At 64.8% G+C, this 15,444-nt stretch carries 13 protein-coding genes; 9 read left to right on the top strand and 4 right to left on the bottom strand.

Annotation, left to right across the window (positions count from 1 at the left end):
- The 9 genes from P0204_RS03040 (at nucleotide 1) to P0204_RS03080 (ending at nucleotide 9,493) form a co-directional block, all read left to right on the top strand.
- Nucleotides 1-1,197, top strand: a complete 1,197-nt coding sequence (locus P0204_RS03040; RefSeq protein WP_276221561.1) for an ABC transporter ATP-binding protein — start codon at nucleotides 1-3, stop codon at nucleotides 1,195-1,197.
- 6 nt (nucleotides 1,198-1,203) lie between these two features.
- Entirely contained in the window at nucleotides 1,204-1,398 is a 195-nt protein-coding gene (locus P0204_RS03045) for a DUF8005 family protein (protein ID WP_276221563.1), read from the top strand.
- Between the two features lie 46 nt (nucleotides 1,399-1,444).
- Nucleotides 1,445-2,515 carry a Gfo/Idh/MocA family protein gene (locus P0204_RS03050; protein WP_276221566.1) on the top strand — a complete coding sequence of 357 codons (1,071 nt, stop codon included), beginning with the start codon at nucleotides 1,445-1,447 and terminating at the stop codon, nucleotides 2,513-2,515.
- 51 nt (nucleotides 2,516-2,566) lie between these two features.
- On the top strand, nucleotides 2,567-3,631 hold the full coding sequence (locus P0204_RS03055; protein WP_276221568.1) for a glucose 1-dehydrogenase: 1,065 nt from the start codon (nucleotides 2,567-2,569) through the stop codon (nucleotides 3,629-3,631).
- Nucleotides 3,632-3,893: 262 nt separating this feature from the next.
- Entirely contained in the window at nucleotides 3,894-5,285 is a 1,392-nt protein-coding gene (locus tag P0204_RS03060; protein WP_276221569.1) for an ABC transporter substrate-binding protein, read from the top strand.
- Nucleotides 5,286-5,429: 144 nt separating this feature from the next.
- Complete coding sequence (locus tag P0204_RS03065; RefSeq protein WP_276221571.1) at nucleotides 5,430-6,572, top strand: ABC transporter ATP-binding protein; 1,143 nt, start codon at nucleotides 5,430-5,432, stop codon at nucleotides 6,570-6,572.
- A gap of 42 nt (nucleotides 6,573-6,614) precedes the next feature.
- Nucleotides 6,615-7,667, top strand: a complete 1,053-nt coding sequence (gene trmB, locus P0204_RS03070) for an HTH-type sugar sensing transcriptional regulator TrmB (protein ID WP_276221572.1) — start codon at nucleotides 6,615-6,617, stop codon at nucleotides 7,665-7,667.
- 260 nt (nucleotides 7,668-7,927) lie between these two features.
- Entirely contained in the window at nucleotides 7,928-8,731 is an 804-nt protein-coding gene (locus P0204_RS03075; RefSeq protein WP_276221573.1) for a helix-turn-helix transcriptional regulator, read from the top strand.
- 51 nt (nucleotides 8,732-8,782) lie between these two features.
- On the top strand, nucleotides 8,783-9,493 hold the full coding sequence (locus P0204_RS03080) for a dolichyl-phosphate hexose transferase (protein ID WP_276221574.1): 711 nt from the start codon (nucleotides 8,783-8,785) through the stop codon (nucleotides 9,491-9,493).
- A 43-nt stretch (nucleotides 9,494-9,536) separates the two neighbouring features.
- On the opposite strand, the gene P0204_RS03085 is transcribed toward P0204_RS03080, so the two are convergent.
- The 4 genes from P0204_RS03085 to P0204_RS03100 all read right to left on the bottom strand — a co-directional run bounded on the left by P0204_RS03085 (nucleotide 9,537) and on the right by P0204_RS03100 (nucleotide 15,435).
- Entirely contained in the window at nucleotides 9,537-11,555 is a 2,019-nt protein-coding gene (locus tag P0204_RS03085) for a DUF7846 domain-containing protein (protein ID WP_276221575.1), read from the bottom strand.
- Nucleotides 11,552-12,682, bottom strand: coding sequence for an ABC transporter ATP-binding protein (locus P0204_RS03090; RefSeq protein WP_276221577.1), 1,131 nt, complete (start codon nucleotides 12,680-12,682; stop codon nucleotides 11,552-11,554). Before P0204_RS03090 ends, P0204_RS03085 begins: the two co-directional genes overlap by 4 nt.
- A 129-nt stretch (nucleotides 12,683-12,811) precedes the next feature.
- Nucleotides 12,812-13,384 (bottom strand): gluconate 2-dehydrogenase subunit 3 family protein, encoded by a 573-nt coding sequence (locus P0204_RS03095; RefSeq protein WP_276221579.1) that lies wholly within the window; start codon nucleotides 13,382-13,384, stop codon nucleotides 12,812-12,814.
- Between the two features lie 26 nt (nucleotides 13,385-13,410).
- On the bottom strand, nucleotides 13,411-15,435 hold the full coding sequence (locus P0204_RS03100) for an ArnT family glycosyltransferase (protein WP_276221580.1): 2,025 nt from the start codon (nucleotides 15,433-15,435) through the stop codon (nucleotides 13,411-13,413).
- Nucleotides 15,436-15,444 lie beyond the last annotated feature (9 nt).

Below are 15,444 nucleotides of genomic sequence, written 5' to 3' on the forward strand. Positions count from 1 at the left end.
ATGGCACGAGTCAAACTCGAACACGTCACGAAACGCTACGACGATCAAGGTGAAGTAGTCACCGCGGTCGACGACATGAACCTCGACATCGACCACGGCGAGTTCATCTGTTTCGTCGGTCCGTCCGGCTGTGGGAAATCGACGACCATGGAGACGATCGCCGGGCTGACAATCCCCTCCGAGGGGCAGATATTCATCGGCGACCGGGAGGTGACGAACCTCCCGCCGAAAGACCGGGGCATCGCGATGGTGTTCCAGAACATCGCGCTGTTCCCCCACATGGACGTCTACGACAACATCAGCTTCGGCCTCCGACTCCGAGACTACCCACAGGACGAGATCGATCGCCGCGTCGAGCGAGCGGCCGACATCGTCCAACTCGAGGGGATGCTCGGGCGGATGCCCGAAGAGATGTCCGGCGGGCAGCGCCAGCGCGTCGCGATCGCCCGGGCGATCGTCCGCGAACCGGACGTGTTCCTGATGGACGAACCGCTGGCGAACCTCGACGCGAAACTGAAAGTCCACATGCGGACGGAACTCCAGCGCCTCCACAAGGAACTGGACACCACGATCATCTACGTCACCCACGACCAGGAAGAGGCGATGACCCTCTCGGACCGAATCGCCGTCCTCAACGCGGGGAGTCTCCAGCAGATCGCACCGCCGCTGACCTGCTACAACGAGCCCGACAACCTCTTCGTCGCCGGGTTCATCGGCTCGCCGTCGATGAACTTCGTCTCGGCGACGGTCTCGGAGAACGCGCTGGAGACGCCGAACTTTACCTTAGAGTTCGATCCGACGACCGTCGAGGGCGTCGGTGTCGGTGACGATCTGACGATCGGCATCCGACCGGAGGACATCTATCCGTCACAGGAACGAAGCGAGGTTCCCGACCCGTCGATGCCGATCCCGACACGGACGGACATCCTGGAACCGATGGGCGACGAGATCTTCGCCTACTTGCTGCTGGGCGAAGGGGAGACCTCGATGGATCAAGAGCGGACGACCGACGACCAACTGCTGATGAGCATCGACCCCGATTCGGCGATCGCCGAGGACGAAGACGTCGAGGTCGTCATCGACAGGCGGAACGTCCACCTGTTCGACTCCGCCTCGGGTGACGCGATCGTCCACAAGCTCGAACCGATCGGAGCCGGCGGCGCGACAGCCGGCAGCGAAGCGGAATCCGACGACTAACACACAATGCCTGGTACCCTCTGGTGGAGCCTGATGCTGGTCCTGTTTTTCTTCTGGGCGTACGGCTTCGTGTCGTTCGTTCTGGATCTGAAGAACACGATCATCCCGGGCGTCATCCAATACAGACGTGGCCGCCGCCGCCAGAAGGCACAGCAGCAACGCGACGAGGAACGAGAGGAAAAGGAACGACAGCTGTACTGACCCGGTAGCGCTTTCCCAACCCAGTGTACATACCCACCGTCCAGACATGAGTGACCCGTCTTCAGTTCGACTCGGAATCGTCGGTCTCGGCAACATCGCGAATATCCACTGTGACGCGCTCGAAGCGAGTGGCCTCGAAGAGACGCTCGTCGCCGGCGTCGATATCGATGCGGACGCCCGAGCCGCGTTCGCCGACACGTACGGCGTAGACGTCTACGAGAACCACGAAGAGATGTTCGCGGAGATCGACGCCGTCCTCGTGACGACACCGAACCGGTTTCACGAGGAATACGTCGTCGACGCGCTCGCCGCCGGACTCGACGTACTCGTCGAGAAACCACTGGCCCACACCTTGGAGAGTGCAACCCGTATCGCGGAGGCCGCCGAGGACGCCGAGGGGTTCTGTATGGTCGGGTTCCACAAACGGTTTGCGGAACCGGTCGAGGTACTCGACGGCTACCGTCGGCGGGGCGAACTCGGCGACGTGAACCACGTGGAAGCGGACTACATCCGCCGTCGGGGGATCCCCGCCCGAGGCTCGTGGTTCACCCAGAAGTCGGTGTCGGGCGGTGGCTCGCTCATCGATATCGGTGTCCACGCACTCGATCTCTCGCTCTATCTGTCGGGGTATCCGGAAGTCACAGAGGTTTCCGGGGTCACGCGGGCGAACTTCGGCACCGACGACGACTACTCCTACGTCAAGATGTGGGGCGAAGACCAGGGAGCGAGTGGCTTCGACGTCGATGACTCCGTTAGCGCACTCGCCCGCTGTGCGGACGGCACAACGATCTCGCTGGAGGTCGCCTGGGCGAGCAATCGATCGAACAGCCAGCAGTACTACGTTCGTGGCGACGAGGCAGGTGCCGGCCTCGATCTGGCGTCGGGTGAGCTGACCCTCTACGAGAGCAGCAGCCAGGGGGGAGACCACCACAGGACCACGGAGATCGAGACACGAGAGGGCGGGGCACACGTCGCCGAGACGACCCGGTTCGTCGAGGCCGTCGCGGAGGGGCAAGCGCCCGAGCGAAACACCGTCGAAGAGGCCCTCACTGTCCAGAAGGTCATCGACGGGATCTACCGCTCCAGCGAGGCCGGCGAGGCCGTTCGGATCGAATAACAAACGCTGAAGAAAGACTTAATCCCTCATGCTCTCACAATCCGGTGTATTATGAAGGCAATCGGTGTTCGGCGGGACGGGGACCACCCCGTACTGCTCGAGAAGGAACGGCCAACACCAGAGAAGGGTGAGGCGCTCGTCCGGACGCTACGGGTCGGTGTCGACGGAACAGATCACGAAGTCATCGGTGGCGCTCACGGTGGGTATCCGGATGGGGAGGACCACATGGTGCTGGGCCACGAGGCGGTCGGCGTCATCGAAAAGCCAAACGGAACGGGATTCGACGAAGGACAGGTCGTCGTCCCGACGGTGCGCCGAAAGCCGAACGGTGAGACCAACGAGTACTTCCGGCGTGGGGAACCGGATATGGCACCCGAAGGCGAGTACTTCGAACGCGGAATCGTCGGCGAACACGGATACATGGCCGAGTATTTCACGTCACCCGCGGACTTTCTCGTTCCGGTCCCCGCGGAGTTGGCCGAGTACGGCCTGTTCGTCGAACCGGTCTCGATCACCGAGAAGGCCAACGAACACGCGTTCTCGACGCGGGAACCGTTCGAGTGGCGACCGGAGTCGGCGTGTGTCCTCGGCAACGGGTCGCTGGGACTGCTCACGCTCTGGATGCTCCAACAGAAGTTCGACCGAACCTACTGTGTCGGCCGCCGTGATCGCCCGGACCCGACGATCGAGATCATCGACGAACTCGGTTCGACCTACATCGATTCCCGGGAGACAGCTGTCGACGAGATTCCGGAGGCCCACGAGTCGGTCGACTACGTCTACGAGGCGACCGGGTTCGCCCCCCACTCCGTCCAGACCGTGCAGGCACTCGCGCCGAACGGGGTCGGTGCCCTGCTCGGTATCCCCGAACCGTGGGACTTCGAGATCGACGGCGGGTCGCTTCACAACGAGATCGTCCTGCACAACAAGTGTCTCATCGGGACCGTCAACTCACACATCACCCACTTCGAGGACGCCGTGGAGACGCTCTCCGCGGCACCGAACTGGTTGCTCGACGACCTGATAACGACGGTCGCGGAGCCGACCGATGTCGCACCCGCCTTCGAGAACGACGACGACCAGATCAAGGCGGTCGTCGAATTCGACTCGTTGTGAACGCGCGCGAGCAGAATACCCCTTCCAGGCGAATAATCCCCTACTCAGGCAGATAATTCAGTGCTTTTCAGATCGGAATTAGAAGTTCGAGCCGATTCCGGGACACGGCGAAAAAGGATTATTTCAACATCGAATACCAATTAAAACCGCAAGACTGCAGCGGTATCTGGCGGTCATTTCTGTAAGTCAAACGGCTGTTGTTGTCATACAGAAGTATTAAGTGGAATTCCTCAATATGAAATCGTGAGGTATTGGTGCAACCATGACTGACGACAACTCTGACAAACGGATTTCGAGACGGAACGCGCTGCGCATCGCGGGTGCTGCTGGCGCTGCATCACTGGCTGGCTGTGGTGGTGACGGTGGCTCCGGTGGGGACGGTGGCTCCGGTGACGGCAACTCAGGAGATGGGAGCTCCGGTGACGGTGGCTCCGGGGATGGCAGCTCCGGCGACGGTGGAGACGAGCAGACACAGACAAACGCGCTGGAAGTCGCTCACTGGTGGGGAGAGGGCGACGGTCTGGAGGCCATCCAATCGGTGATGGACGCCTTCACAGAGAAGTATCCGTACGTCGACTTCGACGACAACCTCATCGCCGGCGGTGCCGGGCAGAACCTCCAGTCGAACATCCGGACCCGGATCCAGAACGGCAACCACCCGAGTACCTGGCAGAACTGGCCCGGTGCGGCACTGACGCCGTATACCGATGCCAACCTGCTCGAAGATATCGAGGAGTCCGTCTGGAACGAGAACAACATGAAGGATGGGTACCTCGCGGGTCCCCAGGCCGCGGCGCAGCCGGCCGGAAACTACGTGACGGTGCCGTTGAACATCCACCGGATCAACAACCTGTTCTACAACGTCAGCGTCATCGAGGATGCTGGTGTCGATCCGTCCAGCCTGAGTTCACCGTCGGACGTTACCGACGCGCTCCAGGCGGTTTCGGAAGCAGGCTACACGGGGATGGCCCACCAAACCAACGCGCCATGGTCGACCATCCAGCTGTTCGCGACGGTGTACCTCGGTGTCACCGACGCCGAGACCTACGCCCAGACCTTCGAGGAGGGCCAGATCGAGGCCAACCGCGACTCGCTCGCGGAGGCACTCGACATCGTTCGGGACTACAGCGAATTCTACCCCAGCGACGCCGGTTCGATCTCCTGGACCGAAGGGAACTCCGAGATCATCAACGGCAACGCCGGCTTTATCCACCAGGGTGACTGGGCGGCAGGGACCTACGTCACGACTGACGGGTTCAACTACGGCGAGGACTGGGACTACATCCCGTACCCCGGGACGGAGGGCTACTACTCGCTGAACATGGACTCGTTCCCGTACCCGGTCGACAACCCGTCACCGGAAGCGACGACGCTGTGGTGCCGGTTCGTCGGCACGACCGAGGCACAGGAGATCTTCTGCCCCGGCAAGGGTGCGATCCCGCCCCGTGGCGACGCCTCGACCGAGCCGTTCAACGACTTCTCGGCCGACCAGATCGAGGACTTCCAGAACAGCGACGCACAGCCCCGGTCGCTGGCACACGGTCTGGCGGCACCGCCCGAAGTCGCCTCCGGCGCGAGTTCGGCCGTCTCCTCGTTCATCAGTGGTGCCTCGAACGAAGAGGTCATCAACCAGATGGTCAACGCCTGGAGCTAACGGCGGCACCTCGTTCACCGGACTTTTTATCGCTCGATCGGAGAGCGGTAGCATTATACGGTGTCCAGAGAGCCTTGTAGACGAACGCGCTCGGGACGGTCCCGAAATATCAAATACGCGGTACGGTAACTGGGGAGGTAAGCGATGGCACGCTTGACACTCGATAAGGTAACGAAAGTATTCGACGACGACGGCGAGCGGATCGTCGCTGTCGACGACGTCTCAGTAGAGATCGGCGACGGCGAGTTTCTGGTACTGGTCGGCCCGTCCGGCTGTGGGAAATCCACGACACTCCGGATGATCGCGGGCCTGGAAGACATCTCGGACGGCGAAATTCGGCTGGGTGAGACGGTCCTCAACGACATCCCGGCGACCGACCGAGATATCGCGATGGTGTTCCAGTCCTACGCGCTGTACCCACACATGAGCGTCAAGGAGAACATGGCGTTCGGACTGGAAGAGGCGACGGACATGCCCGACGACGAGATCAGCCGCCGGGTCGAGGAGACCGCGGAGCTACTGGGGATCGGCGATCTCATCAACCGCCAACCCTCGGAACTCTCCGGTGGGCAACAGCAGCGAGTCGCACTGGGTCGGGCGATCGTACGCGAACCCGAAGTGTTCCTGATGGACGAGCCGCTGGCGAACCTCGATGCGAAGCTCCGGGCGGAGATGCGGACCGAGCTCCAGCAGATCCAGAACAACCTCGGGACGACGACGGTGTACGTCACTCACGACCAGGTCGAAGCGATGACGATGTCCGATCGGATCGCCATCCTCGACGAGGGTGTCCTCCAGCAGTGTGGCACCCCCCTGGAGTGTTACCACCAGCCGAACAACCTCTTTGTCGCCGGGTTCATCGGCGAGCCGTCGATGAACTTCTTCGACATCGAGCGCCACGGCTCGATCCTGGTCGCCGACGACTTCGAGTACCCGCTCTCGGACACGACTGTCTCGAAACTGGGCAACACCACGGACCTGACACTGGGTATCCGGCCGGAGGACGTCGTGCTCAAATCCAGCGTTGAGTCCGACACCGACTACCACGCGATCGTTGACGTCGTCGAACCGAAAGGCGACGAGAACGTCGTCCACCTCGTCTTCGAGGGCAACGACCCCGAAAACGGGACGTTCAAGGCAGTCATCGACGGGATGAAAAGCGTCACCGCGGGTCAACGGATCGTCGTCGGGTTCCCGGAAGACGCGATCCACGTCTTCGAGGCGTCCAGCGGCAAAGCGCTTCGGAACCGTGAACTCGACGCCGCGGAGTCGCCCCGGATTCAGTAGCAGGTGAGAACTTCTTTGTAGCTTTCCGGTGAACCCTGGGATATGCCCGACGACAGTCTCGAAGCTGCGCTCGAACGTGTTATCACACGGTTCGATCTGGGCGAATACGAGATGGCCGCTTACATCTGTGTTCTCGAACACGGCGAGCTCACAGCTTCCGAGATCGCCGAACACACCGATATCCCACAGCCACGGGTGTACGATACCGCTCGAAGTCTGAGCGCTGTCGGCCTCGTCGAACTGGAGGAGTCACGTCCGATGAAGGTCCGTGCGATCGACCCCCGTGAGGCGTTCGGTGATATCCAGGAGTCGCTCGATACGCTCGTCGACGACCTCGCGGATCGGTACACGGCACCGGCACGCGAACCGGAGGCAGTCTCGCTCGTGAAATCCCGCCCGACCATTCTCCGGTACCTGGAAGACATCATCGACGCGGCCGAGTACGAACTCCTGTTGTCGCTGACGCCGTCGCTCCTCGGTCGCTTCGAGGAGCGACTGGCCGCCAAACGCGACTCCGGTATCGCGACGGAAATCCTCATCTCGCCGGCGGATCAGGTCCCGGACCCGGACGAGTTCGATTACACGTCGGTCGCGACGACCGCCATGGGGCGTCGCGGTGTCACGACGCCGGTCGTCGCGGTCGCCGACGGAAACTACTCGATGTATGCGACACGGGAGAGCATCAGCGGGAACACGGACCGCTACGGCGTCGTTTTCAACCGCTCGGAACTGGGCTTTCTGGTCTCCGGCTTCCTCAACACCGTGCTGTGGACGACCGGTGAGGTCATCGCGACCGACGACAGCGACATCCCGTTCCCGCGGCGGTATGGAACCATCCGTCGTGCGATCTCCGACGTGACCTCGATCGAAGGCGAGTTCTACGCGACGATCGAGGGACGGGACGTCGAGACGGGGGACCACTGGGTTATCAGCGGCCGCGTCACCGAAGCGTCGTTCGGCTCAAACAGGGAAATCGCGACGATGGTCGTCGAGACGGCGGACGGCCCGGTCGACGTTGGTGGACAGGTAGCCGCCTACGAGGACATCGAGGCCTACGAGATCCGTATCGGCCGTGACGAACCACCCGGAAAGTAACACACCGGCTATCGGGCTTGAAACGGACGTGGGGGTGGGAGGCCCACGACGAGGCTCGAAGCGAGCCTCGGTCAGAGGCATCGTGTGGGGATGTCAGGCTGTCTGGGACCACACCGACAGCGGTCGCATACGACAGCAGGGACCCGGCGTGGCTCCTGACAGCAATCGTGGCTGCACAGCGATAGGTGAAAAACCCCACAGTATCTCAGCGGGGAACAGTCGGTCCAGCACGAGGGATTCCGACCTGAGTGGAAAGTGATATGTACTGTCGGATCGACGGGAACGACGACGTGGCCATGTCCGGACAGCGGCCGATACGGTACGTCTGTACGTCGTCGGTTCGTGAGGATCTCGTCTGTGAACTGGGTGAGATGTCGAGGACGACAGGCGAGTTGCTCGACGCGCTCGATGCCAGCGAGTCCGCGGTGTACGACGCGCTGTCGAACCTGGAGAAGAAGGGGCTCGTCGACTCCCACCGGGACGGCTGGAGCCTGACGGGTGGCGGCCAACTCGTCGCGGACGCGCTCGGTCGGATACGTGACACCGAGTCGCTGCTGGCAGACGACGAGGACTACTGGAACGACCACGATACGAGGGTACTCCCGCAGGTGTACCGCTGTCGGCTGCCGGAGTTGGGCGACTACGAGATCCTGCGGGCTCGCGAGTCGGACCTCAACAGACAGGTCAGACATATCGCCAGCCGGATCGACGCCGTCGAGGCCTGCGATATCGTCTCGCCAGTCTACCACGAAGCCTACGGCGATGCGATGCCGGACCACGAGGACGCACGACTCGTCTTGAGTACGGACCTCGTCGAGGGACCCAGTCCCGAACGACATCCCCACTCGTCATGGGAGTCGACTGCTGTCCGTATCGCCGACGTACCGTTCGCACTGGGGGTCTCCGACGAGTGGACGATCCTCACACTGCCCGAACGGAACGGACAGTGGGCGCGAGCGACGCTCGTCTCGGAGGACGACTCGGCGATCCAGTGGGGACGGGGCCTCTTCGAGACGGTGTGGGCCGACGCCACCTCGCCGGAACAAAGTCACTTCGTTGACTAGAATTTCGGCGAACCTAAACATTCAAGGCTGCATAGTCCACACAGTCACTCAATGAGTCAACAGCGCCATCGGACAGCGCCAGCGGAGTACACGTTCGACGATCTGGCAGTCGTAATGGGGACGTACAACGAGGCCGACGCGATCGGGACGGTCCTCTCGGACATCGAGAGCGTAACCGACGGGAAGGCGGACGTAGTCTGTGTCGACGGCTCCAGCGACCGAACCCCGGAGATCGCACGGGACCACGGTGCGACGGTCATCGAACAGGAGCCACAGGGATACGGTGTCGCGGTCCGCGAGGCCGTCCTGACGCCGGATCGACCCGTCGTCGTCACGACCGACTGTGACGACACCTACCCGATGGAGCGACTTCCCGAGTTCCTGGACGAGATCAACGACGGGGCCGACGTGGTCAGCGGCGATCGGCTCTATCACGGTGCCGAGGAGATGCCGGCGATGAACCGCCTGGGCAACGAACTGTTCGCACTCGCCGGGAGCGTCCTGATGGGCAAGCGGGCACACGACATGACGACCGGAATGCGGGCCTACCGGCGTGAAATCGTCCAGAAGATCCGCTGGACCGAAAACACCGGCCTCTCGGCGGAGCTGTTGATGCGACCGCTGATGCGTGGCTACGACGTCCGCGAGATACCAATCGAGTACGATGAACGGAAAGGTGAGACGAAACTCGACCCGTTCTCGGGTGGCGCCGAGATCGCCGGGTCGATCGTCCGGGTCGCAGTCGAAGAGCGACTCCGGTAGTCCCACGAGAGCTACACCCGCGGGCGAGAGTGTCGAAGCGGTCTCACTCCCGGTTCCGTTCAGCCGCGGCGCTGACCGTCACGTTCAGGTCGATGTCGTACTGGTAGCTGCCCGGAACGTGTGCCGAGGGCGCCTCGCACTCCCTATCCGTCCAGCAGACCGCTACCCGGGGCGTGAGGGTCCGTACGCTCTCATCGCTCCGGTTGACGGGGAGTTCAACCCGGTAATTGTAGCCCGAACCCGCGCCGTAGTCGACGAACGCGACGAGCGTGATCGTGCCGGTGTCCGGCGTCGGCACCGCGAGGGTCCCGTTCGGTGTGGCCCCATCCAACCGCGTCGTCTCGGCGTCGGTCACCAACCGCAGGGAGAGCGGCTCCGTCCCGTCGACTGCGGCCGCCATCTCGCTATCGCCGTTCGCGAGTCGGACCGATGTGAGACGTGCCGGCGCCGGCGCTGTCGCCTCGACACGGGTAGTTACCGCCGTCCCCTCGACGAGACGGAGCCGCTGGATCCGCGGGTCGACCGCCTGGCCACGATAGGGTTCCCACTCGCCCCGGTAGTCGTACCGGTAGTACCGCCGGTCGGGGTAGCTGTCGACGACCGCGAACTGCCGCTCTCCCATCGCGTACACCGTCTCGCCGTCGAAACCTGGATCGTTCCGGAGATACTGGAACGGATGGTTCAGCCACTCACCGTACGGCGTCGGGAGGAAGACGACGGCGTCCGAGAGGTCCCGCTCCTCGAAGGGTGCGTAGGCCTGTTCGTACTGCTGGGTGACTAGGTAGTTGTCCCGGACCGGTTCCGCGGCGGTCGTCACGGCCACGCCACCCCCGACGGTCGCACAGACCAGTGCGACCGCGACGAGGACGGGCCGGACACGGTTCTGATGAACCCTGGCCTCGACTACCACCCGGAGTCGGTCGGCGGCCCACAGCGTGCCGACGGCACCGAACGCGGCCGCCGGGACGAGCAAGTCGACGTGGTAGAAGGGACCGAGAAAGCTGACGAGGCCGTCGGTCGGGTCCGACAGCGCACCGAGCATGTTGACCGTCCCCCAGAAGTAGAGGTTCCCGAGCGGGACCGTCAGGAAGACCCCCGCGAGCGCCGCCTGCCGGCCGTCGAACCCGCGCCGGCGTGTGATCGCTACCCCCACCGCCGCGGCGACTGTCCCGAGCGGGCCGGCGACGACCCACTGTGTGGCGAGTTTCCGGAGGAGTTCCCCGTTGGCCCGCGCGGAGAGCGCGGGGGTGAACTCCCGTGAGTACTCCAGGATCGACCGTTCCCCGAAGCCGAGCCCGTCGTTCGGGGCGAACGCCTGGTAGGGGAACACCAGCGGGTCGCCCGTGGTGAGAGCGTTGTACCCCAGCGCCAGCAGGACGCCGGCGACCCCGAAGGCGGCAGTGAGACCGACCCGTTCCAGATCGGAACGGCGGAGCGTCCGGCACGTCAAGAGGGCGTGACAGATAAACGGCGTCGCGAACAGTACCGCGGTATAGGGCCGAGTGAAGAAGGCGATCCCGGCACAGGCGCCCGCCAGCGCAGCGATCGGGCGACTCCCCGTCCTGTCGGCACGGAGGTAGCTCGCGGCGAACGCGAGGTTCCAGAACGTTGCCGGGACGTATGAGAGAAACACCGCGGCGTTGACCAGAAACAGCGGCGACGCGAGCAACAGGACGCTCGCGACGACGCCGGTCCGGGCGTCGAACGCCTCGCGGGTAGTGTGGTAGAGGCCGGCGATAGTCCCGGCGGCGGTCAGTCCCAGTGCCACGCGATACCCCCCGAGCAGTTTCCCGACGGCGAACATCGCTGCCGGGACCGGCGTGTACTTCGAGTACAGCCCCCGCTCGCTCTCGACGAAGAACCACGGGCGGAACACGTCTTCGACGGGCGGACGGAGGAACAGTCGCCCCTTCAGCAGCATCCCGGCCTGCTGGAGGTAGACCGCCTCGTCGTGGTTGCTCGTGTGGTACGGGAAGACGACGTGTGCGAGCACGAAGACGATCAGCCCGCCCAACAGCGCGACGACGGCGGCCTGGACCCCCGGGCGTCGCAGCCGGCTCATTCGACCGGATACCACGCCAGTTCGTGGTCGGCAACGAGGTCCACCTTGACCGGTTCCCCCGCCTCGAACGTCTCGACGTGGTTGTGCATGCAGTGGACCACGTCGCCGCTGTGGAGCTCCACGCGGTAGACGAACGAGGGGCCGTTGTACTGTCGGTGGATGACGGAGCCGTCGGCAGTCCCCTCGTTGGTCGGCGTCGCGCGGAGGTCGTCAGGGCGGACCAGCACGTCGACCGTCGCCCCGCTGTAGGCACCGACGGAGCCGTTCAGCCGCTCGGTCGGGAACGTCCCCAGGCTCGTCTCGACGCCGTCGGTCGTGACCTGTCCCGAGAGGAAGCTCGCCTGGCCGAGGAAACTCGCGACGAACCGGCTCTCGGGGTTCTCGAACACCGTCGTCGGATCGCCGATCTGTTCGACGGTCCCGTCGTTCATGATCGCTACCCGGTCGCTGATCGACAGGGCCTCCTCCTGGTCGTGGGTGACCGAGATCGCGGTGACCCCGGCTCGCTTGAGAATCTTCCGGACCTCCTCGCGCATCTCCACCCGCAGGCGGACGTCGAGGTTCGAGAACGGTTCGTCGAGCAGGAGTACGTCCGGTTCGGGTGCCAGCGACCGAGCAAGCGCGACACGCTGTTGTTGCCCCCCGGAGAGGTTGCTCGGCATCTTGTCGTGGTGGTCGGTGAGATCGACCAGTTCCAACAGCGTGTCCACTCGCTGTTCGACCGCGGCCTCGTCGTCGGTGAGTCCGAAGGCGACGTTCTCCGCGACCGTGAGGTGGGGAAACAGGGCGAAGTCCTGAAAGACGATCCCCACGTCTCGCTGGTCGGGCTGGCGGAAGCTCCCTTCGCCGCCGGTGACCGTCTCGCCGGCGATCGAGATCGACCCCTCGGTCGGACGCTCCAGGCCCGCCAGCAGCCGGAGCGTCGTTGTCTTCCCACAGCCCGAGGGCCCCAACAGCGTGAGCAGTTCGCCGTCCTTGACCGACAGCGAGAGGTCGTCGACGGCCAGTTCCTGGCCGTAATCCTTCGTGACGCCGTCCACGTCGAGGACGGTCCGCTCGGGATCGTCGACGGCCGCTTCGACCGTATCGAAGTCCGAGGCGTACTGTTCCTGGTTTCTATGTGACATTGTATCGACTCTCCTGTGGGCCGTCGCCGGTCGCCACCGGCGGACGGCATCGCTTGTTCCTGGGTGGGAGAACCAGTCGGATGTACGTGACGGAATCGCGGCGGTAACCGCCGTCGCGGCGATCGGGGGTCACGCGTCCGGCCCCCGCCGGTAGCTCTGTATCCCGCCAGGGTGGCCTTGCGGGTTCTCGATGCCAACGAGCTCCCCGCCAGTCGGGGAGGCATACAGCGCGAACAGGAGTTCGTTGACAACGAAGTACCGGACCCGCTGTTCGTCCGACCCCTCCGGGTCCGGTTCGAGCGTGTCGGCGTTCATCCGTCTGAGCGCCTGGTCCCGGGTCTGGGGGGGAAGCGCCGCGAACTCGGCGTCGAACCACGCCCGGGCGTATTCGTCGAGGTAGGCGGCCGCGTCGGCGATCCCGGCTGCGTGGTCGGGCCGGTCGCGTGCCCGCCCCCGGACGAACCGGCGGACGAACTCGTCGACGCCGGACAGTTCCTCCGGGTAGAGTACTTCGGCCGCCGCCGTGAGCGTCTCGAACTGCGCTTCGTCGAGTGGCCCCGACGGAGTCTGGGTATCACCGTCGTCGGTCCCCGTGCTCGCGCCGTTCCCGTCATCGTCCGCGAGGAGAACGGCACCACCGCCGCCCACCGCCACGCCGGCCGCGGACAGGGCGGCTATCGCGTCCCGGCGACTCAGTTCCATACCACGTCTGTTAGGCGAGCCTAAACTTAGGAATTGCGTTCGACGGCGGTCAGGTTCGTCTCGACGAAGGTTCCCTCGGGACCCGTCCCGGGGACGTAGGCGGCCGCACCGCCACAGGCGCGGGCGTTACGACACCGCTCGATCCGCGGGGTGAGCGCCCGGACCCGGTCGTCGGCAACGTCGACAGGGAGGTCGAACCGGTAGGCGAAGCCGCTGCCGCCGCCGTAGTCGACGAAGACGGTCGTCCGGACCGTCTCCCTGCCCTCGACCGCCAACGTCTCGTTCTGGAGGGGACGGGCGTCGCCCTGGAGTTCGGCCCGGTCGTCCACGAGGACGGCAAGCGACACCTCCTCGCCGGGATCTGGCACCACGTAGTAGATGCTTCGGCCGTCAACCCCGAGCCGGACCGTGACACCGGTGGCACCATCGGGGACCCCCACGATCGTCCCAAGACGGGTCCGGTCTCCCTCGACGTCACGGACCCCCTGGAGGTACGCCTCGCTCGGTGAGCCGGCGTAGGGCGCCCAGGCGCCGCGGTAGACGTACCGGTAGAACTGGCGGTCGGGGAACGCGTCGTGAACCGCGAAGGGCTCGTCGTCGATAGCGTAGACGGTGTCGCCGTCGTACCCAGGGTCGTTCCGGAGGTGTTGGAACGGATGGTTGAGCCAGTCGCCGTACGGGTCCGGCAGGAGGACGACGGCGTTTTCGAGCGAGCCCCCCTCGAACGGCTCGTAGGCGTCCTCGTAGGTCCGGGTCACCTCCAAGTTCTCCGAGAGTGGGGCCTCCATGTTGCCCGCAGTGATCCCCCCCAGCGACGCGGTGCTCAGGAGGACGAGCGCGGCCACGACGACACGAACGGACCGCCCGCCGGCCCGGTCCATGAGGGCGTCCCTGATCGCCCGGACAGCACCGAGCGCCCCCCGGGCGGCGAATGCCGCAGTCGGGACCAGTAGGTCGAAGTGGTAGTACGGGCCAAGCGCCGAGACCAGTCCGTCGCCCGCCACTTCGAGGTCACCGAGGATGTTGTAGTTCCCCCAGAAGTAGACGTTGCCAGCCGCGACGCTGAGGGCGATCCCACCGACGATCGCCTGGCGGGCGGTGACCCCGGCCCGGACGGCGAGGGCGACGCCGACAGCCGCGAGGCCGGCCCCCGCGAGCCCGCCGGCGATCCACTCGGTGAAAAACAGGTCCAGCACCACCCGGTTCGCCCGGAGGGCGAGTTCCGGCGTGTAGACGATCTCGTGGCCGAGGATCTCGCGGTGGCCAAAGCCCAGCCCGTCCTCGGGCGCGAACACCTGGTAGGGGAACCGGAACGGTGCACCGGTCACGACGGCGTTGTACCCGAGCGTGAGGACGACACCCGCCGACCCGAGCGCCGCCGTCGCCGCCTGTCGCGGAAGCGCCCCGCGGAGGTTCTGCCGGAGCGTCCAACAGGCGTGGACGATGAACGGCGTCGCGAACAGGACCGCGGTGTAGGGCCGCGAGAAGAAGGCCAGCCCGATCGCCGCCCCGGCCGCGGCCGCGACGCGCCGGTCGCCGGTCCGATCCGCACGGAGGTACGCGTAGCCGAACGCGAGATTCAGCAGAGTCGTCGGGGCGTACGGGAGAAACACCGAGGAGTCGATGAGGAAGAGCGGCGAAGCCAGGACGAACGCGCCGGCGAGCAGGCCCGTCCGGTGGTCGAACGCCTCCCGGACCAGCCCGACGACCCCCAGGACATTCCCCGCAGCGATGGCGACGAGCGCCACGCGATACCCCCCGAGCAGTTTCCCGACGGCGAACATCGCTGCCGGGACCGGCGTGTACTTCGGATACATCCCACGCTCGCTCTCGATGAAGAACCACGGGCGGACGGCCCCTTCGACGGGCGATCGCAGGAACAGTTGCCCCTCCAGCAACATCGCGGCCTGCTGGAGGTAGACCCCCTCGTCGTGGTTCAGCGAGTGGTACGGGAACACCTGCGTCGAGACGAACGCAACGACGGCGGCGGTCAGGACACCGAGTGCGGCCGTCGCCAAGCGGTTCCAGTGGAGATCGGGTAGTCGAGTCATCGGTCCTCG

The sequence above is a fragment of the Haloarcula halophila genome (genome assembly GCF_029278565.1).
GTDB classification, from domain to species: domain Archaea; phylum Halobacteriota; class Halobacteria; order Halobacteriales; family Haloarculaceae; genus Haloarcula; species Haloarcula halophila.